Origin of the sequence: Nocardia sp. NPDC059228 (assembly GCF_042754245.1) — a bacterium.
Lineage (GTDB): Bacteria > Actinomycetota > Actinomycetes > Mycobacteriales > Mycobacteriaceae > Nocardia.
Genome location: NZ_JBHZAL010000009.1, coordinates 94,921 through 113,512, shown reverse-complemented (window position 1 = coordinate 113,512; position 18,592 = coordinate 94,921). Strand labels below are relative to the sequence as shown.

Here is an 18,592-nt window from a genome sequence, read left to right as displayed (position 1 = left end):
TCGAGGCGTGACGCTCGGTAAGGGGGAGCCGTGGGCGGGGCTCGGGGCGGTGGGCCCCGAGTCGGCGGTGCCGCGGGCGGCATTGGCCGCGCGGTTACGGGCGGCGGTGCTGGACGCGCACGCCGAGGCGGTGCGCGCGGGGGCCGTCTCCGAAGGCGCGGTGGGGCCGAGGAATCGCGACCTGATCGAACTGCTCGCCCTGCAACGCCGGATCGCCGTGATCGCCGAACAGCTGGATGCGGATTCGGCGACCTCGGTCTCGCACGGCGAGGTGGCTTCCGTCTCGCTGCGCGAGGACGATTGGGTGTGGAGGTACCGCGCGCGGAGGGAAGGTAATGCGATGAGTGTCAGTCTGGCCAAAGGCGGCAATGTCTCGCTGTCGAAGCAGGCGCCGAATCTGGCGAAGGTGGCCGTCGCCCTGGGGTGGGACGTACGCAGTACCACCGGAGCCGATTTCGATCTCGATGCCAGTGCCCTCGCCTGCGGGCCGAATCAGCGTGTCGTCTCCGACAGGCATTTCGTGTTCTACAACAACCTGCGGTCCCCGGAGGGCACCATCGAGCACACCGGCGACAACCTCACCGGTGAGGGCGAGGGCGACGACGAGGTGATCACCGTGGATCTGGCGGCCATGCCGCCGAGCATCACCAATATCTTCTTCCCCGTATCGATCTACGAGGCCGAGACCCGGCGCCAGGCCTTCGGGCAGGTGCGCAATGCCTACATCCGGGTCGTGGACGCCGTCACCGGGTCGGAGCTGACCCGCTTCGACCTCACCGAGGACGCCTCGACCGAGACCGCGATGGTGTTCGGCGAGCTGTACCGGCACGGCCCCGAGTGGAAGTTCCGGGCCATCGGACAGGGCTACGCCTCCGGATTGGCCGGAATCGCACGGGATTACGGGGTCAACGTCTAGACGCGCACCGGGAGCGGCACCGGGCGCTTGGGCACCCGCCGGTCACCGGAGGAGATGCCGCGCAGGCGGCGCATCACCCACGGCCCCAGCGCGGTTGCCGCCCATTGGAATTCGGCCGCGATCGAGCGCAACGCCCCGTGCTCGGGCAGATCCGGGATCAGCGGACGGGTCCAGGCGTCGTTCGCACCGGGCAGCCGCAGCGCCTCGGCCACGGCGTCGGCGATGCGCTGGTGCCCGAGCGGGCTGGCGTGCAGCCGGTCCGCGTCCCACAGGCGGGGATCGGTCACCACGGCATGGTGGCCGGTCTCGGCCACCAGAACCCCGTGCCGCTGGGCCGCCGACCGCAGCCGGTCGTTGATCGCCGCGATCCGGCCGCGAATCGGCCGGGCCAGCGGGATCGTCTCGGCCACATCGGGAAAGGTCAGCGTCGCCACCACAGCGCCGGTGGCGGTGAGCGCGGCGAACATGGCCTCGACGTGCCCGGCGATCTCGTCCGGGTCGAAGTTCGGGCGCAGCAGATCGTTCATGCCGGCCAGCACGGTGGCCAGATCCGGGCGCAGCGCCAGCGCCGCGTCCAGCTGGTCGTCGCGGATCTGGTGGGCCAGCTTGCCGCGCACCGCCAGATTGGCATAGCGCAGTTCGGGATTGGTGAGGGCGAGACGCTCGGCCAGCCGGTCCGCCCACCCACGCAGGCCGGTCAGGTCGTCGCCATCGCCCACGCCCTCGGTCTGACTGTCGCCCAGGGCGACGTATCGGGTGTACCTGCCATCGGTCATGGCGGATCGGCCTTTCGGTGACTGTTCGTGGATCATCCCAGGAAATCGGCCGGCACGGGCGTCGGGTCGAACTCGTTCACGAGCCCGCCGCTTGGCGTTCGGCCGCTGCTGCCTCCTGTTCGATTTGCGCGATGGCCTCGGCCTGGATTCGCTCGAACTGCGCGGCCATCGCCTCGGCGAGCGCCTGCGCGCCGGAGAGCGGACGCACCATCACCATGAACTCGTCGATCCGGCCGTCGGCGTCGAAGTGCAGGAAGTCGCATCCGGTGATGCGCTTGCCCGCGACCGTGGTCTCGAAGACCAGTGCGTGATCGCTGCTGTCCGCCGCGCCGATCTCCTTGATGTAGCGGAAGTCCTCGAACACCCGCATGACACCGCGCAGGATGGCCGCGGTGATGGCCTTGCCCGGGTAGGGCTTGAAGGCGACCGGGCTGGTGAACACCACATTGTCGGCGAGCAGGGCCGCCATGGCCGCCTCGTCACGGGCCTCGACGGCCTTGCGGAAGGGGTGCATGATTCCCTCGTTTCCTATAGTCAAATCATTGTCTACTAACTTCGAACAGTAGCGCGCAGTTCCTGAGGATGTCCAGGTCATTGATATTCAATAAGTTGCCTATAAAAGCGCTGTTGAACCCGCGCCCGCGGCGCCCGCGCATCACCGCACCAATAGACTCACCGGGTGCGACATAGGCAGGCCGATGGCTCCATGGACCTGACGCAGCTGCGGACCTTCCTGGCCGTCTACCGGGCCGGGTCGATCACCGCCGCCGCGGGTCAGGTCGCCTCTCGCAGCCGACGGTGACCACCCAGCTGCAGGCGCTGGAACGCCAGGTGGGACGGCCGCTGTTCGAGCGGCTGCCGCGCGGTGTCGCCCCGACCACGGCCGCACACGATCTAGCCGCGCGGGTGGCCTGGCACGACTGCCCGGACTGACGACAACGGCCCGGTCCCCACGGGACCGGGCCGTCGTGCCACGTCGGGCGGAATCCGTACCGCCTACTTCTCGACGAGACCGTACTGGGTGAGCAGTTCGCCGATCTCGTTGTTGCCGAGGCGCTTCGCCAGCGCGCGCCAGAGCAGGTCCGGGCCCGGGAGGTCGATGGGATCGCCGTCGCGGAGGCGACTCATGGCGGCCAGCAGGGTACGGACGTCGTAGGTGGAGTTGAAGACCTCCGGGACGCCGCGTTCGATGTCGAGCAGCCGATACGCCGCCTCCATGCCGGTGCGCACCGAGTACTCGGTGGTGAAGATGCAGTCGCGGCTGGTCTCGGCGAACTGACCGATGAAGGCGAAGTTGACCGAACCCTCCGGGACCACGTCCGGGCGGTCACCCGCCTTGCGGGGCATGAAGAAGGCGGTCACGTAGGGCATCATGACCGGCACGCACTTGGCGCCGCTCGCGGCCAGCTCGGGGATGTCCGCTTCGGGAACGCCCAGGTGGTACAGCCACTCCTGGGTGATCTCCGCACCGGTGCACTCCTGCATGGTCTTCTTCACGTAGTCGCCGGGCTTGTCGACGAACAGCGAGTACACCCAGACCACGATCTGGTCCTTCGGCTGCTGCTTGAAATGCGGCTGCCGGTTGACCGTCCAGCTCATCAGCCAGTTGGAGTCCTTCGCGGTGACGATGCCGCCGGTGACGACCTTGCCGCTGAAGGGATCCCGCTTGCAGATCTTCTGAATGTATTCGGGGATGCGCTGATCCAGCGTGGTGACGGTGGCCGACTCCCACTTGGTCTCGGGAATGTGTGAACCGAATACGTCCGGGTGGCCGAAGGCCTTGTCCTTGGCGGCGATTCGGCGCCACAGATCCCACGCCGGGGCCGGACCCGCGTCGACTTTGGCGGGCGTGTGGTGGTCGCCCTCGTCGGAGTTCTCGGTGAGCGAGCCGATGGTCATCAGCAGCAGATCTTCCGGCCCGAGGTCGACGCCGCCCTCGACTCCCTCCGAGATCCAGTGGATCCGGGTGGCCTGCTTGCGATCCGCGGTGAGGTCGAAGTCGACATCGGTGACGGTGGTGTCGAACTTGAAGGTGACGCCCTGGTCCAATAGCCAGCGGTAGAGCGGCAGCACCAGCGACTCGTACTGGTTGTACTTGGTGAACTTCAGTGCCGAGAAGTCCGGCAGGCCGCCGATGTGGTGGATGAACCGGTGCAGGTACAGCTTCATCTCGAGGGCGCTGTGCCACTCCTCGAAGGCGAACATGGTGCGCCAGTACATCCAGAAGTTGCTCGCGAAGAAGTCCTTCGAGAACACCTCGTCGATGCGCTTGCCCTCCATCTCCTCACGGGTGGCGAGGAAGATCTTGGTGATGTCCTGCTGCGCCCTGTCGTTCAGTGTGAAGAGGTTCTTGGTCTGGGCGCTCTGACCGCGGTTCACGGTGGCCCGCTCGAGGGAGAAGTTCGGGTCGTCCTTGTTGAGCCAGTAGAACTCATCGAGCACGCTCGCGTCCTCGACCTCCATGGACGGGATGGTCCGGAAGAGGTCCCAGAGGCACTCGAAGTGGTTCTCCATCTCGCGGCCACCGCGAATGACGAAGCCCTTCTCGGGTTCCCGAATGCCGTCGAGCGCGCCGCCCGGCAACTTCAGCTCTTCCAGAATGGTGATCTTGCTACCGGGCATCTGGCCATCACGGATGAGGAAGGCCGCCCCGGAGAGCGAGGCCAGGCCCGACCCCACGAACCAGGCCGTCTTGTCCTCGACGCCCGCCGGCTTGCGCGGCCGCGCGAAGGCTTCGTAATTGCCACTGCTGTAGAACATGAGAACTCCCGTCTCGAATCACGCCGTGTACTTGTAGAACCCTTCCCCGGTGGCGAGGCCGAGCTTGCCCTGGTCGATGTAGTTCTCCTTGAGCCACTTGGCGATTCGCTGGGCGTTCTCGTCGCCGTGGGCCATGATGTTGTAAGGCGTGGTCAGGCCGATGATGTCGAGGATCTGGAATGGTCCGGCCGGCGCGCCGGTGCCGATGCGCCAGGTGTTGTCCACCGCCTCGGGCTCGGCGTAGCCGCCCTCGGCCAGGTTCATGGCCGCGTCCAGCAGCGGCACCAGCAGCGAGTTCAGGACGTAGCCGGCCTTCTCCTTGTGCAGTTCGATGGGCACCATGCCGATGGCGGTGGCGAAATCCACGACGGCCTGGAAGACGGCCGGATCGGTGTCGGGGGTGCCCATGATCTCGGCGGTGTTGAAGTGCCACACCTGATTCGCGAAGTGCAGCGCCAGGAACCGGTCCGGGCGGCCGGTGAAGTCCTTCATGGCGCTGGGCAGCAGCGTGGAGGAGTTGGTGGCGAAGATGGTGCGCTCGGGCGAGAGCTTGCCCAGCTTCTCGTAGGTGTCCTGCTTGATGGCGAGCACCTCGGGAACCGCCTCGATCACCAGGTCGGCGTCGGCGACCGCCGCGGCCAGATCGGAGCTCAGCGCGATGCCCGCCGCGGTCGTCTCGGCCTTGCCGTCGCCCGCGCCCGGCACCTGCGCGCGGTAGGTGGCGGCCAGCTTGTCGAAGCGACCGCGCGCCGCGGTCAGCACCTCATCGGTGATGTCGTACGCGGTGACGTCGAATCCGCGGAACGCGGTCTGGAATGCGATCTGGGAACCGAGAACTCCGGTGCCGAGCACGGTGACCTTGCGGATGTCGATGCTCATTGTCATTGCCTCCCTGGGGATGTGAAGAATCCTGCGATTATCTGTGCGATCTGCGCCCGCAGATCCGCCATGGCGTCGTGGCCGGGATGCGCTCCGGTGGACGGTTGCACCAGCGCCAGGTGCAGGACCGCGAAGATGCTGCGCCCCGCCAGCCTGGCCTGCTCTTCCCAACGCGCCGATGCGGTTTCGTCGCCGTGCGGCGTGCCGATCCCGTCGCGGCGCGCGTGGGCGATGAGCCGCTCGGCGATCATGGACTCCAGCCCGGCCACCAGGGCCAGGCCCTCGGAGCGGTAGGTGTCGGTGGGTGAACCGAACAGGAGCTCACGCTGATAGACGATGGTGTTCTCGGGCCGCTGCTCGGCCGCGCGCAGGAGCGGGCGCAGCAGGGCCGTCACCGCCTCGACGGTATCGGTCTGCGTGCGGGCCGCGGCGGCGCCGTCCGCCAGCGCGGTGCGTAATTCCTCGTTGTAGACCATCAGCAACAACTCACCCTTGGTGGCGGCGTAGCGGAACAGTGTCCCGGCGGCGATATCCGCCCGATCGGAGATTTGCTGAGTGGTAACTCTATCGAATCCGTGCTCAGCGAAAAGGGCGGCGGCGGCCTCGAAGATGCGTGACTGCTTGTCGTGCATCTTGCGCTGGCGTCGGCCGACGTGCACCGGTTTGGCCTGCGTGACCATCGGACACCTCCAACCCGGATCGGAAAACTGAGTTGACTCAAAAATGAGCGTACTCCGAGTTATCGATTGCGCAACCCCGCTGGGTCGACGAATCCGCCTGGGCCGACCGCCGGATCCGCGTGGACCGCCCGCCGGATCCGCCTGGGCCGACCACCGGATCCGCGTGGACCGACCGCCGGATCCGCGTGGACCGCCCGCCGGTAGTCGCGATCCAGCTCACGGCCGTGTAATCCGTTACCGCGCAGTGTTTTCGACATGGTTGTGCAGCTGTTCTCGAGCCGCGCCGGGGTGTCGCCGAACGAGCCGGCGGGGTCTGCCGGGCGTATGTTGGTCGGATGGCCACGCATCTCACCCACTGGGGCGTTTTCGAGGCGAGCAGCGACGGGGACCGGCTCACCGCGGTCCGACCCTGGCGAGGTGATCCGGAACCCACCCCGCTGATCGAGAATGTGGCCTCGGCCCAACATCATCCGGCGCGCATCTCGCAGCCCTATGTGCGAAAGGGCTGGCTCGAGAACGGTCCGGGACCCGCGGCGCGCGGAGCCGACGAGTTCGTGCCGGTGTCCTGGGACACCGCGCTGGATCTGCTGGCCGGTGAATTGTCCAGGGTGTACCGCGAATTCGGACCGACCGCGGTGTACGGCGGCTCCTACGGCTGGGCCAGCGCCGGGCGATTCCACCACGCGCAGAGCCAGGTTCACCGCTTCCTGAACTGCCTCGGCGGGTATGTCTCGCACCGCAACAGCTACAGCCTGGGCGCGTCGACGGTGTTGCTGCCGCACATCCTCGCGGATATGGGCACGATCATGTCGCGCGCAACGACGAAATCGGTGCTGGCGAAGCATTCGAGGCTGGTGGTCTCGTTCGGGGGACTGTCGCCGAAGAACACAGCGGTGTCGCCGGGCGGAGTCTCGCGGCACAACGGTCGCGGTTGGATCGAGACGGCGCGGAAGAACGGCTGCCGGTTCGTCACCGTCTCGCCGCTGCGCGACGATATTCCGGCCGAAGCGGAAGCCGAATGGATCTCCGCCCGGCCCGGCAGCGATACCGCCCTGATGCTCGCGCTCGCCCAGGTGATGGACGCGGAAGGCTTGGCGGACAACGCTTTCCTGGACCGCTACACCGTCGGCTACGAGCGCTTCGCCGGCTATCTGCGCGGTGCGGTCGACGGCGTCGTCAAGGATCCGGAGTGGGCCGAGCCGATCACCGGCATTGCCGCGGAACGGATTCGCACGCTGGCGCGGGAGATGGCGGGCACGCGCACGCTGGTCACGGTGAGCTGGTCGCTGCAACGCGCCCGATACGGCGAGCAACCGCTGTGGCTCGGTGTGGTCCTCGCCGCCATGCTCGGCCAGATCGGTTTGCCCGGTGGCGGATTCGGCCACGGCTACGGGTCGGCCGCGAATGTCGGTCTGGCCGTGCGACTCACGTCGCCGCCGCGCCTGCCCCAGGGCGTCAACGGCGTCGATGACTTCATTCCGGTCGCGCGCATCGCGGACATGCTGCTGAACCCCGGCGCGCCTTACGAATACAACGGCGAGCACCGGACGTATCCGACTATCCGGCTGGTCTACTGGGCCGGCGGCAATCCTTTCCATCACCACCAGAACCTGGCCCGGCTGCGCACCGCGTTCGGCCGGCCGGACACGGTGGTGGTGCACGATCCGTTCTGGACGGCCACCGCCCGGCACGCCGACATCGTGCTCCCGTCGACCATGACGATCGAACGCGACGACTACGGCTCCGGCGAGGGCGACCGCTTCCTGTTCCCGATGCCGGCCCTGACCCGCCCGCACGGCGAGGCCCGTGACGACTACTGGATGTTCGGTGAGCTGGCCGAAAGATTGGGCTTCGGAAAGGAATTCACCGAGGGACGGACAACGCGGGAGTGGCTGCGCCACCTCTACGACGAATGGCGCGAGCGGCTGCACGACCGCGGTCACGAGGTGCCGGACTACGACTCGTTCTGGGCCGGGGAGTCGATAGACCTGCCCATCGAGGCCGAGGAGCACATCGCGTTCGCGGACTTCCGGGCCGACCCGTCGGCGCACCCGCTCCGCACCCCGAGCGGCCGGATCGAGATCTTCTCCGAGACCATCGCGGGCTTCGGCTACGACGATTGCCCGGGACATCCGGTCTGGCTCGAGCCCGACGAGTGGCTGGGCAGCCCGCTGGCGGCGCGGTTCCCGCTGCAGCTGGTGGCCAACCAGCCCCGCACCAAGCTGCACAGTCAGCTGGATATCGGCGCGCACAGCCAGTCCACGAAAATCTCCGGCCGTGAACCGGTCCGGCTGCATCCCGACGACGCCGCCGCCCGCGGCCTCGCCGCGGGTGACATCGTCCGGATCTTCAATGACCGCGGCAGTTGTCTGGCCGGACTGGATATCAGCGACGCGGTACGTCCCGGAGTCGCGCAGCTGTCGACCGGCGCCTGGTACGACCCCGACCCGGCCGACCCGGCCTGCTGTCGCCACGGAAACCCGAACGCGCTGACCGACGATCGCGGCACCTCCCGCCTGAGTCAGGGCTGCACCGGTCAGCTGTCCCTGGTGGAGATCGAGCTCCATACCGGCCCGGTCCCGCCGCTGACCGTCACCGGCCCGCCCGCGATCACCGGTTCCTGAGCGCGTTGTTCGCCGTGAGGGCCTCGATCACGGTGCGAGCCGCATTCGACGGCGTGCGCTCGACTGCGTGGCCGACGCACAGTTTCCAGGGCAGCGGCCGGGGTGCGAATTCGGAGTGGGGCACGCCGGGGGAGAGCAGCGCGACGGACTTCGGGATGAGGACCATCCCGAAGTCCTTGGCGGCCAATTCCAGTGCGAAGGCCTGGTCGGCCACCTCGATCACGGGAACGCGGCCCGGAAACAGCTCGTCGGCGATGGTGCGGATGCCCCAGCCCGGCGGGAAGTCGATGTAGCGAACGCCGTCCAGGTCGGCGGCCCGGAACGGACGCCCCGCCAGCGGATGGTCCGGCCCGGTGCAGAGCACGAGGGTCTCCTCGGCGATGAGATGTGTGGCGATGCCCGGAAATTCGCTGCTCATGCCGGCCAGCAGCGCCAGCTCGAGCGAATTGTCGCGCAGCCCGGCCACATTGCCCGCGACACCGGAAATGCTCTGCCGCATCTGCAGGGTCACCGCCGGAAACCGCTGGTGCAGTTGGGCGATGATGCCCGCCAGGTCGAGATTGTGGATGTTCATGAGATTGCCGACCACCACCTCGCCGCGGATCTCGCCGCGAGCGGCGTCGATGGCGTCCACGATGTCGCGCCGGGCGCGTAGCAGCGTCCGGGCGGGAGCGACCATGGCCCGCCCCGCCTCGGTGAGTTCCAGGGTGCGCGGCGTGCGGTCGAACAGGCGCACCCCGAGTTCGTGTTCGAGCTTGCCGACGCTGGTGGAGACCGCCGATTGGACCAGATTGAGAGCGCGGGCCGCGGCGGTGAAGGACCGATGGTCGCAGCAGGCCAGGAAGCATTCGATCTGACGCAACTCCATGCTCCGAGCCTACCGATGCCATCTACTTCAGAGATGGCAGTATCGAAAACCATCGCTTTTGTTGATCCATCGGCACACCCACCATGGACTGGTGACTGATTCGATGACCGTGGCCCCCACCCGGCCCGCGCCCGACACCGCGACCGCGCCCGACACCGCGACCGCGGCCAGCGCAGCGCTGACCCGGACGACGGTGCTGGTGTTCGCGGTGACCGCGGGCTCCTCCGCGGCCGGCAACTACTATCTGCAACCCCTGCTGCACCAGGTGGCCGGGGATCTGAGCATCTCCACCGCGACCGCGGCCCTGCTGGTCAGCGCCGCGCAGATCGGCTATCTGTGCGGCCTGGCCCTGCTGGTGCCGCTGGGCGACTTCCTGCGCCGCCACCGTATGGTCCCGGTGCTGCTGCTGGCCTCGGTTGCGGCCCTGCTGGTTTCGGCCTTCGCGCCCGATTTCGCGGTGCTGTTCGCGGGGGTGGTGGCCACCGGTGTCGCGGCCTCGGCCGCGCAGGTGGTGGTGCCGTGGGCCTCGGCGCTGGCCGATCCGGCCCGGCGCGGGCAGGTGGTCGGCACGGTGATGAGCGGACTGCTGCTGGGAATCCTGTTGTCGCGGGTGCTGTCCGGGGCGGTGGCGCAGCTGGGCGGCTGGCGGGCGGTGCTGCTGGTGGCGGCCGGACTGCAGGTGGTGATGGCGGTGAGCGTGTACCTGCTCGCGCCCGCCACGCCGCGGGCGGCCACGGGCGAGAGCTACCCGCAGGTGCTGGCCTCGATCCTGGGTTTGATCCGCCGGCACGCGGTGCTGCGGCAGCGCATGATGCTGGGCTTCATCCTCATGGCCTGCTTCTCGGCGGTGTGGACGGCCATCGCGTTCCTGCTGTCCGGGTCGCACGGAAGTGGTTACCACTATGGCGAATTCACCATCGGCCTGTTCGGTCTGGCAGGTGTGGTCGGGGCGCTCGGCGCGCCCGTGGTCGGGCGGATGGCCGATCGCGGGCACCTGCGCCGCGTCACCACGCTGACCTGGCTGGTGCTGCTGGCGAGCTGGGCGCTGATGGCCTGGGGCGGGCACAGCGTGGTCGCGTTGATCGCCGCGCTGGTGATCTTCGACTTCGGCATCCAGGGTGCGCATCTGACCAATCAGAGCGCCATCTACACCCTCGATCCGGCCGCGCGCAGCCGCCTGACGACCGCGTACATGGTCACCTACTTCCTGGGCGGTGTGGCCGGTTCGGTGACCGCCGGGGTGGCCTATGAGGCGGGCGGCTGGGCGCTGGTGTGCGAGATCGGTGTCGCCGCAACCATGCTGGGCCTGCTGCTGTGGGCGGTGTTCGCGCTCCGCCCACAGCGCGCGGGGGTGCGTCAGCCCATCATGCCGGCGGGCAGCTGACCGGACATGGCAATCGCCTCGGCGAGCAGGTCCGCCGCCGAGAGCAGTTGCTGCCGCGTGTGTTCCGAGGTGATGAAGAAGCGGAGCCGCTCCTTGCCCACCGGGACCGCCGGGGCCGAAATGGCCCCGGCGTACACGCCGTGCTGGAGCAGGTGGGCCGAGACGAATCCGGCCCGGATCTCGCCCGGCACGATCACCGGCAGGATCGGGGTGCCCTGGGAGTCACCGAGATTCAGCTCCCGCTCCCGCAGCGCGGCATCGAACAGGCGCGCGTTCTCCCACAGCCGGGTGACCCGCTCCGGCTCGGCCTCCAGCACCTCCAGCCCGGCCAGGGCCGCGGCGATGCCCGAGGGCACGGGCCCGCCGGTCAGCATGGCCACGCCGGGCGCGCTCGACTTCATCGCCCCGATGAGATCGGCGTCGGCGGCGATGAACCCGCCGACGCTGCCCAGCGCCTTGGACAGTGTGCCCATCCAGATGTCCACATCGGCGCCGGCCATGCCGTAGTGCTCGCGGATGCCGTGCCCGGTGGGTCCGAGGACGCCGAGCGAATGGGCCTCGTCCACCATGACCGCACAGTCGAATTCCCGTGCGACGGCGGCCAGCTCGGCAACGCGGCCGACGGTGCCGTCCATGGAGTAGTGGCCTTCGATGACCACCATCGCCCGATCGAATCCGGAGCGCGACATCTTCAGCACCGACCGCAGCGAGTCCGGGTCATTGTGCCGGAAGTTGATCCGGCGGCAACCCGCCCACTGCGTGCCCGACACCACGCTGCCGTGAATCAGGCTGTCGCAGAAGGCCACATCACCCTCGCGCAGCAGGAAGCCGATGACTCCCGCATTGGTGAGATAGCCGCTGGTGGTGACCATGGCGTCGCCCACGTCGTAGATCCCGGCCAGCCGCTGTTCGAGTTCGCCGTAGAGCGGGATCTCGCCGGAGACGATCCGGCTGGCCGACGCGGACGCGCCGTACTGGTCGAGCGCGTCCTTGGCGGCCCGCACCACCCGGGGGTGGCTGGACAACCCGAGGTAGTTGTAGGCGCTGAAGTTCACCAGGTCGGTGTCCAGGGCCCGGATCACGGTGTCGTTCGGGCCGGTTCGTGGCAGGAACACCGGGTTCGGCATCCCCGACTGCCCGTAGAGGGCGCCGATGGCGGCCCGCTTCACCACGGCCGCGGCGACATCGGGGTGATCGGCGAACTGACGGCCGGGACCGCGCGGGGTGCGCGCGGCCGCGGTCCGGCCCGGCGATGCGATCCCGGTGGACACCGGGTGCGGCGCCGCGGTGCCCGTGGCCGTCGTCTCCTTGATCCCGTTGCCCGCCAGGAGTTTCCGGGCCAGATCGCGTGCGGACTCGGTCATGCCGGCACCGCCTGGCCGGTCGCCGCCGCGTCGCCGCCGACCAGGAGTTCGGCCGCGCGGGCGCCGGCCTGCTGGAGGGTGAAGGACCGGCCGACCTTCATGGACATCAGGTCCACGCCGAGCGTCTTGCTCACCAGCGCACCGAATTCCACCGCCATCAGCGAGTCCAGGCCCAGTTCCGGTACCGGCACGGTCAGATCGATGGAGTCGGCGTCGACGCCCATGACCACCGCCAGCTGCTCGGCCAGCATGTGCGCCACCACATCGGCGCGCTTCTGCTCGTCGAGCTCGCGCAGCGCCGCCACCAGATGCGACGCGGCCGAATTGTCCTCGACCGCGGCGGCGATACGTTCGGCGGTGCGCCCGGTCATGGCGTACCAGGACACCGTGGCGGCCACGCGGGACCAGTCGATGGGAATGATGGACGCCTGATGGTGGATGCCGAGTTCCAGTGCCTTCTCCAGGTATTCGGCGCCCTCCTCCATGCTGATCGGATCGAATCCGGCGGTGCGCAGGTAGCGGGACACGTACTCGTCCTCGGCCATCCCGCCGCCGGACATGTGGCCCCAGCCGACCGACAGCGCGGTGCCGCCCTGCCGCGCCACCACGTCCGCGGTGGCATCGAGTGCGAGATTGGCCGCGGTGTAGGCGTATTGGCCGATGCTGCCGAAAATGGCGCTGCCGGAGGAGAACAGCACGAACATGTCGAGCTCGGCCCCGGCGGCCTCGATGCCGCGCCGCAGTGCGATCACGCCCTCGGCCTTGGGCCGGTACACGGTGGCGAGGCTGTCCCGGCTCATATCGGGTACGCGCTTGTCGTCGAGACTGCCCGCGGTGTGGAAGACGCCGCGCAGCGGGTGCTCGGCGGTGTGCGCCCGCGCGATCACCGCGGTCATGGCATAGGCGTCGGTGACGTCCACCCGCTCCTCGACCACCTCGACGCCCTGTTCCTGCCAGAGTGCGAGCTGGGTCCGGGCGGCCTCGGTCCGCGGGCCGCCGCGCCCGAGCAGGGTGAGCCGCCGGGCGCCCAGCCCGACCAGCCAGCGGCCCATGGCCAGGCCGAAGGCGCCGAAGCCGCCGGTGATCAGGTACTGCGCCGCCGGATCCACGGTGACCGCCGGAATCATCGGGCGCACCTGCGGCGCTTCGGATTCCAGGCTCACCGCGATGCGGCCGAAGTGCGCCGACCGGGCCACGTCCTCGAAGGCCTTGGCCACGTCGGCGGTGTCGTACAGCTCGTAGGGGAGGTACCGGTAGATCCCGGCGGCCAGCTTCTCGTGCACGCCCCGCACGAGTTCTCCGGTGGGCCTGCGCTTGAACGCGAGCATGCGGTCCAGGTCGAAGGAGTGGTAGGAGAGGTTCTTGTCGAAGTACCCCAGGTCGAGCACGCCGCCGGTGTAGATGTCGGCCTTGCCGATCTCCACGATGCGCCCGAACTCGGCCACCGCCTTGAAGTTCCGGCGCAGGATCTCCCCGGGCGCGGTGCTGATCACCACGTCCACGCCCCGGCCGTCGGTGAGGCCGAGGACGTCGTCGGCGAAGTTGAGCGAGCGGGAGTCCAGCGCGTGGTCCGCGCCCTGCGACAGGACGTAGGCCCGGCGCTCGTCACTGCCCGCGGTGCCGATCACGGTGGCCCCGTGCAGTTTCGCGATCTGCACCGCCGCCGAGCCGACGCCGCCCGCCGCGCCGTGCACCAGCACCACATCGCCGGCCCGCACCCGCGCCAGCTCCAGCAGCGAATGCTCGGCGGTGGCGAACGCCACGGTGCTCGTGCACTGGCCGACCTCGGTGCTGTCGGCGACCCGGGTGATCAGGTCCGCGTCGGTGGTGTGGAAGCGGGAGATCATGGCCTTGGAGGTCAGGAACACCCGATCGCCGACGGCCACATTGTCGACGTCCGCACCGACGCGGACGACGACGGCGTCGGCCTCCATGCCGGGTTCGGTGCCGTAGAAGGTGCCCGTCATCTCGCGCTCGCCGAGCACGCCGATGACCTTGAGCGGGTCCTTGTAGCCCAGGCCGATGGCCAGGATCCGCACCTCGACCTCGGCCGGACCCGGGGCGCGCCGGTCGCAGCGCCGCCACGCCAGCCGGGACAGCACCCGCGACTTCGGCAGCTCCAGACGGAAATTCGCCTCCGGATCGGTGAGCGGTTCGGCCCGGTCCAGGGCTTCGAGCCGGTCGGGCAGGGTGGCGGCGACCACGGTCACCCAGCGCAGGCCGTTGCGCAGCACCACCTCGTCGGAGTGGTCGTAGGTGAAAGCGCCCGCGATGGCGAGCTCGGCGGCCAGATCCGCCTCGGCCACCTCGGGATCCACGTCGATCAGCCGCCAGCGCAGCCGCGACTGCTCATTGAGCAGCACCCGGCGGGCGCCGGCGAGGGCGGCGTGCGCCGGGTCGGGCGCGGCATCCTCGTCCGGGTGCGCGAAGGCGCGCTCGGTGACCAGGGAGACGTGGATGGAACCGTCACCGGTCATGGGGATTTCGTCGCCGCGCTGCTGCAGCCAGTCCTCGAGGAAGCCCTCGATCGTCACCGCGATCCGGCGCAGCGTCCAGAGCGCGTCCAGGTCGGTGTATTCCGAACCCGCCACCAGGACGACGTGCGTGCGCTCGACGCCGCTCAGCGCCACGATCTGCTGAAGCCGTTCGCGCACCACGGCTTCCAGGTCCTCGCGGGTCGGATCGCCGACCGCGAGCACCTCACCGTGTGCTGTCGTGCCCGCGATGAAACCGGCGCGCGGACCGGCCTCGGTGGCGAGGTCGATGGCCAGGGTGTACGCCGTCTCCGGTGACGGCAGCGCGCTGGTGTCCACGGGTTCCCGCATGTCCCAGCGGTTTTCGTAGAAGTAGTCCGTGAGCCGTTGCAGCGCACCGCGATCCGGGTTGATGGCCCCCAGCCGCAGCCCGATGATCCGCATGACCACATTCCGCTCGGCGTCGAGCAGGTCGTAGTCGCAGGTCAGATTGTCACCACTGTGCAGCCGCGCCACCACGGTCACCTGGTCGGGGATGGGCGCGAACACTCGCACCCCCTCCACCGCGACCGGAACCAGCGCGCCCCGTTCGGCATTCGGCGCGGCGGCGAGGACCGCGCCGAAGCACTGCACGGCCGCGTCGACGACGGCCGGGTGGGCGAGGTGGCCGCTGTCGCGGGCGATGGCGCCGTCCAGCGTGGCGACCACGGTATTGCCGGACACCCGCAGCTCGGTGGCGCGGCGGAAGGCCGGGCCGTAGTCCAGGCCGCGTGCGGCGAAGGCGGTGTAATAGGCGTCCGGGTCGATGGCGAGCATCTCCTCGAGCGCCGGCAGGTCGGGCTTGCTCGGCTCGTACACGCCCTCGACCAGCCGGCCGGTGGCATTGATGGTCCAGTTGATGCTCGCGGGCTCGCGGGAGCGAATCGTGAACCGCCGCGTGGATTCCTCCACGTGCAGCTCCACCACCGGCGCCATGCCCTCGTCCACCACCAGCGGCGCGAGGAAGCGGACATCCTCGACGGCCACCCGGGTGGACTCGGTGCGCAGCGCCGCCGCGCTCAGCGCCGCGTCCAGATAGGCCGCGCCGGGCAGGATCCGGGAGCCGCCCACCACATGGTCGGCCAGCCACGGCAGATCGCCCACGCTGAGCTGGCTGCGCCAGGCCGTGGTCGGGTCCTCGAGCGTCGGATCGCCGAGCATGCGGTAGCCGCCGGGGGTGCCGTACTTGAGCTGTTGCACGCCCAGCAGTTCGACGCGCAGCCGGGTGCGCTGCCATGGATAGCGCGGCAGGTCCACGTGCGGCGTGACGACCGCGCCGAAGAGGGCGTCGATATCGAGCACGCCCGCGGTGTAGAGGCCCGCGACGGTCTGCCGGATGCTCTCGTCGTCGGCCTGCTTGCGATCGAGGGTGGCGACGGTGGTTCCGGTCTCGCCCGCCCCGATGAGGATCTCGCGAATGTTGGCTCCCAGCACCGGATGCGGGCCGACCTCCAGGAACACCCGGCTGCCCGCGCCCACCAGCTCGGTGACGGCGTCGGCGAAGCGCACCGGCTGCCGCACATTGGCGCACCAGTACTCGGCATCCCAGTCGCCCGCGCCGACGCGGGTGCCGGTCACGGTGGACCACAGGGGAATTCGCGGATCGGCGAGCGCCAGATCGGCCAGCTCCGTGCGCAGCTCGTCGAGGATGGGGTCCATCAGATAGCTGTGGTAGGGCACCTCGACCTGTAGTCGGCGCGCGAAAACGCCCTGCTCGGTGAGGGATTCGGCGATCTCGTCGAGCCGCTGCTCATTGCCGGCCAGGGTCACCGCGCTCGGGCTGTTGACCGCCGCGATGCTGACCAGCTCATCGCCCTCGATCAGCTCCAGGGCCGCAGCCTGCGGCAGGCCGATGGCGAGCATGCCGCCCGAACCGGCCGTGGTGGCCTGCAACCGCGCCCGGTGATAGCTGACCAGGAGCGCGTCCCGCAGCGAGAGCATCCCGGTGACGTAGGCGGCCGACACCTCGCCGACGCTGTGGCCGACCACGGCGGCGGGCCGGATCCCGAGCTCCTCGAGCAGCGCGACCAGCGCCACCTGGATCAGGAAGTTGGCGGGCTGGGCGATCGCCGTCGAGGTGACCCGCGATTCCTCCTCGGGCCGCAACAGTTCCTCGACGATGGACCAGCCCGAGATCTCCCGGAACATGCCGTCGATCCGCTCGGCCGCGGCGGCGAAAGTGCCACCGGCGGTGAGCAGTTGGCGGCCCATGGCCCACCACTGCGGTCCCATGCCGGTGAAGACGAAGACCGGCTCGGGCACCTTGCGGGTGATCACCTTGGCGGTGCGGCCCTCGCCATTGGCGAAGTCCACCAGCGCCCGCACCAGCTCGGCATCGTCACCGAAGGTCAGGCCGGCGCGCACCGGGTGATGGTGGCGACGCGTCCACGCCGCCTCGGCCAGCCGGGCGGGTTCGGCGCCCGCCGCGATCAGTTCGGCGAAGCCGCGTGCCAGGTCGCGAGCGGCCTGGTCGTTGCGGGCCGAAATCGGCAGTACCCCATGGTGTCCGGGCTCACGGGCGGGCGCCTCCGCCGCGATGTACTCCTGGAGGATGGCGTGCGCATTGGTGCCGCCGTATCCGAAGCCGTTGACCGCGATGGTCATTCGCGTCTCCGGCGCGACCGGCTGGGCCTCCAGCTGCAGCGCCAGACCGAGCTCCTCGAAGGGGATGTCGGGGTTGGGCGCGTCGAGCCAGCCCTGGGGGGCGATCGTGCGATGGGTGATGGCCAGCGCCGACTTGATGACGCTGGCGATGCCGGAGGCCGCCTCGGTGTGCCCGAGCTGCGCCTTCACCGAGCCCACGCCCAGCGGTCCGGTGCGCTCCGCGACCCGTCCGTAGGCGCGGCCGATGGCCCGCAGCTCGAGCGGATCGCCGACCGGCGTGCCGGTCCCGTGCGCCTCCACATAGGTGACCTCGTGCGGCGCGATGCCCGCCCGCTCGGTCACCGATTTCGCCAGGGCCTCCTGCAGATCGGCATTGGGCACGGTGATGGCGGTGGTGCGCCCGTCCTGATTGGACCCGGTCGCCTTCACCACCGCGTAGATCCGGTCCCCGTCGCGCTCGGCGTCTTCGAGCCGCTTCAGGACCACCATGCCCGAGCCCTCGCCGCGCCCGTAGCCGTCCGCGCTCGCGTCGAAGGGCTTGCTGCGGCCGTCGGCGGCCAGGAAGCCGCCCTTGCACATGGACACGAACGTCTCGGGCTGCAGCATCAGGGTGACGCCACCGGCCAGCGCCACGGTGCAGTCGCCGTTCTCCAGCGCCTGGCAGGCCAGGTGAAAGGCCACCAGCGACGACGAGCACGCGGTGTCCACCGTCAGGGCGGGGCCGATCATGTTGAGCGCGTACGCGATCCGGTTGGAGATCATGGTGTACGACGCGGCCGCCGGGGTGTGCATGTCCACCCAGGGCAGCGTCGCATTGGTCAGGGACGTGCCCATCTGGTCGAGGGTGAAGGCCCCGACGTAGACGCCGATCGGCGCGCCCGAGACGCGACCGGCGATGCCCGCGTCGTCCAGTGCCTCCCAGGCGACCTCGAGCACCAGCCGCTGCTGGGGGTCCATGGCGGCGGCCTCGCGCGGTGAGATGCCGAAGAACTCGGGGTCGAAGGCCCACGGATCGCCGGTCATGAAGGCGGCGCGCTTGGTGTACATGCGCCCCGGCGTGCGCTTGTCCGGGTCGTAGAAGCGGCGGTAGTCCCACCGATCGGACGGGATCTCCACGACCCCGTCGCCCTTGTTGATGATGAAGTCCCAGAACGATTCCGGTGAATCGATACCACCGGCGTAGCGGCACCCGATTCCGACAATGGCAATGTCAGACACTACGTC

General features: G+C 69.3%; 13 protein-coding genes. 5 read left to right on the top strand and 8 right to left on the bottom strand.

The window, feature by feature from the left end; all coding sequences use genetic code 11:
• Window positions 1-340 precede the first annotated feature (340 nt).
• The gene (locus tag ACFXKA_RS16775) at window positions 341-916 is read left to right on the top strand and encodes a TerD family protein (RefSeq protein WP_354841817.1); all 576 of its coding nucleotides are present in this window, start codon (window positions 341-343) and stop codon (window positions 914-916) included.
• On the opposite strand, the gene ACFXKA_RS16770 is transcribed toward ACFXKA_RS16775, so the two are convergent.
• Together ACFXKA_RS16770 and ACFXKA_RS16765 are read right to left on the bottom strand one after the other, a co-directional pair.
• Window positions 913-1,692: an SGNH/GDSL hydrolase family protein gene (locus tag ACFXKA_RS16770; RefSeq protein ID WP_379427892.1), complete on the bottom strand. Its 780-nt coding sequence runs from the start codon at window positions 1,690-1,692 to the stop codon at window positions 913-915. The two genes, ACFXKA_RS16775 and ACFXKA_RS16770, sit on opposite strands and share 4 nt — an antisense overlap.
• Before the next feature lie 76 nt (window positions 1,693-1,768).
• The gene (locus ACFXKA_RS16765; RefSeq protein WP_379427891.1) at window positions 1,769-2,206 is read right to left on the bottom strand and encodes a nuclear transport factor 2 family protein; all 438 of its coding nucleotides are present in this window, start codon (window positions 2,204-2,206) and stop codon (window positions 1,769-1,771) included.
• A gap of 165 nt (window positions 2,207-2,371) precedes the next feature.
• Here ACFXKA_RS16765 and ACFXKA_RS16760 point away from each other — a divergent pair, with 165 nt between their 5' ends.
• Both ACFXKA_RS16760 and ACFXKA_RS16755 read left to right on the top strand, forming a co-directional pair.
• On the top strand, window positions 2,372-2,494 hold the full coding sequence (locus tag ACFXKA_RS16760) for a hypothetical protein (protein WP_379427890.1): 123 nt from the start codon (window positions 2,372-2,374) through the stop codon (window positions 2,492-2,494).
• Window positions 2,491-2,625: a LysR family transcriptional regulator gene (locus ACFXKA_RS16755; RefSeq protein ID WP_379427889.1), complete on the top strand. Its 135-nt coding sequence runs from the start codon at window positions 2,491-2,493 to the stop codon at window positions 2,623-2,625. Before ACFXKA_RS16760 ends, ACFXKA_RS16755 begins: the two co-directional genes overlap by 4 nt.
• A 63-nt stretch (window positions 2,626-2,688) precedes the next feature.
• Here the strand turns inward: ACFXKA_RS16755 and ACFXKA_RS16750 are convergent, their stop codons facing one another.
• The 3 genes from ACFXKA_RS16750 to ACFXKA_RS16740 are packed head-to-tail and all read right to left on the bottom strand — an operon-like array spanning window position 2,689 to window position 6,011.
• The gene (locus ACFXKA_RS16750; RefSeq protein WP_354841548.1) at window positions 2,689-4,452 is read right to left on the bottom strand and encodes an oleate hydratase; all 1,764 of its coding nucleotides are present in this window, start codon (window positions 4,450-4,452) and stop codon (window positions 2,689-2,691) included.
• Window positions 4,453-4,470: 18 nt separating this feature from the next.
• Window positions 4,471-5,331 carry a 3-hydroxyacyl-CoA dehydrogenase gene (locus tag ACFXKA_RS16745; RefSeq protein WP_379427888.1) on the bottom strand — a complete coding sequence of 287 codons (861 nt, stop codon included), beginning with the start codon at window positions 5,329-5,331 and terminating at the stop codon, window positions 4,471-4,473.
• A 2-nt stretch (window positions 5,332-5,333) separates the two neighbouring features.
• Window positions 5,334-6,011: a TetR/AcrR family transcriptional regulator gene (locus tag ACFXKA_RS16740; protein WP_379427887.1), complete on the bottom strand. Its 678-nt coding sequence runs from the start codon at window positions 6,009-6,011 to the stop codon at window positions 5,334-5,336.
• Between the two features lie 335 nt (window positions 6,012-6,346).
• Here ACFXKA_RS16740 and ACFXKA_RS16735 point away from each other — a divergent pair, with 335 nt between their 5' ends.
• A complete protein-coding gene (locus tag ACFXKA_RS16735) occupies window positions 6,347-8,635 on the top strand; it encodes a molybdopterin-dependent oxidoreductase (protein WP_379427886.1) in 2,289 nt (762 codons plus the stop codon).
• On the opposite strand, the gene ACFXKA_RS16730 is transcribed toward ACFXKA_RS16735, so the two are convergent.
• Window positions 8,622-9,503, bottom strand: a complete 882-nt coding sequence (locus ACFXKA_RS16730; protein ID WP_379427885.1) for a LysR family transcriptional regulator — start codon at window positions 9,501-9,503, stop codon at window positions 8,622-8,624. The genes ACFXKA_RS16735 and ACFXKA_RS16730 overlap by 14 nt on opposite strands.
• A 91-nt stretch (window positions 9,504-9,594) precedes the next feature.
• Here ACFXKA_RS16730 and ACFXKA_RS16725 point away from each other — a divergent pair, with 91 nt between their 5' ends.
• Window positions 9,595-10,887 carry an MFS transporter gene (locus tag ACFXKA_RS16725; RefSeq protein ID WP_379427884.1) on the top strand — a complete coding sequence of 431 codons (1,293 nt, stop codon included), beginning with the start codon at window positions 9,595-9,597 and terminating at the stop codon, window positions 10,885-10,887.
• Here the strand turns inward: ACFXKA_RS16725 and ACFXKA_RS16720 are convergent.
• Both ACFXKA_RS16720 and ACFXKA_RS16715 read right to left on the bottom strand, forming a co-directional pair.
• Window positions 10,860-12,251, bottom strand: a complete 1,392-nt coding sequence (locus ACFXKA_RS16720; protein WP_379427883.1) for an aminotransferase class I/II-fold pyridoxal phosphate-dependent enzyme — start codon at window positions 12,249-12,251, stop codon at window positions 10,860-10,862. The two genes, ACFXKA_RS16725 and ACFXKA_RS16720, sit on opposite strands and share 28 nt — an antisense overlap.
• Window positions 12,248-18,586 carry an SDR family NAD(P)-dependent oxidoreductase gene (locus ACFXKA_RS16715; protein ID WP_379427882.1) on the bottom strand — a complete coding sequence of 2,113 codons (6,339 nt, stop codon included), beginning with the start codon at window positions 18,584-18,586 and terminating at the stop codon, window positions 12,248-12,250. Before ACFXKA_RS16715 ends, ACFXKA_RS16720 begins: the two co-directional genes overlap by 4 nt.
• Window positions 18,587-18,592: the final 6 nt, after the last annotated feature.

What these genes read in the sequence shown, in the direction of transcription:
- ACFXKA_RS16775 (WP_354841817.1), top strand. Translation starts at nt 341, where the DNA reads ATGAGTGTCAGTCTGGCCAAAGGCGGCAATGTCTCGCTGTCGAAGCAG.
- ACFXKA_RS16770 (WP_379427892.1), bottom strand. Translation starts at nt 1,692, where the DNA reads ATGACCGATGGCAGGTACACCCGATACGTCGCCCTGGGCGACAGTCAG.
- ACFXKA_RS16765 (WP_379427891.1), bottom strand. Translation starts at nt 2,206, where the DNA reads ATGCACCCCTTCCGCAAGGCCGTCGAGGCCCGTGACGAGGCGGCCATG.
- ACFXKA_RS16750 (WP_354841548.1), bottom strand. Translation starts at nt 4,452, where the DNA reads ATGTTCTACAGCAGTGGCAATTACGAAGCCTTCGCGCGGCCGCGCAAG.
- ACFXKA_RS16745 (WP_379427888.1), bottom strand. Translation starts at nt 5,331, where the DNA reads ATGAGCATCGACATCCGCAAGGTCACCGTGCTCGGCACCGGAGTTCTC.
- ACFXKA_RS16740 (WP_379427887.1), bottom strand. Translation starts at nt 6,011, where the DNA reads ATGGTCACGCAGGCCAAACCGGTGCACGTCGGCCGACGCCAGCGCAAG.
- ACFXKA_RS16735 (WP_379427886.1), top strand. Translation starts at nt 6,347, where the DNA reads ATGGCCACGCATCTCACCCACTGGGGCGTTTTCGAGGCGAGCAGCGAC.
- ACFXKA_RS16730 (WP_379427885.1), bottom strand. Translation starts at nt 9,503, where the DNA reads ATGGAGTTGCGTCAGATCGAATGCTTCCTGGCCTGCTGCGACCATCGG.
- ACFXKA_RS16720 (WP_379427883.1), bottom strand. Translation starts at nt 12,251, where the DNA reads ATGACCGAGTCCGCACGCGATCTGGCCCGGAAACTCCTGGCGGGCAAC.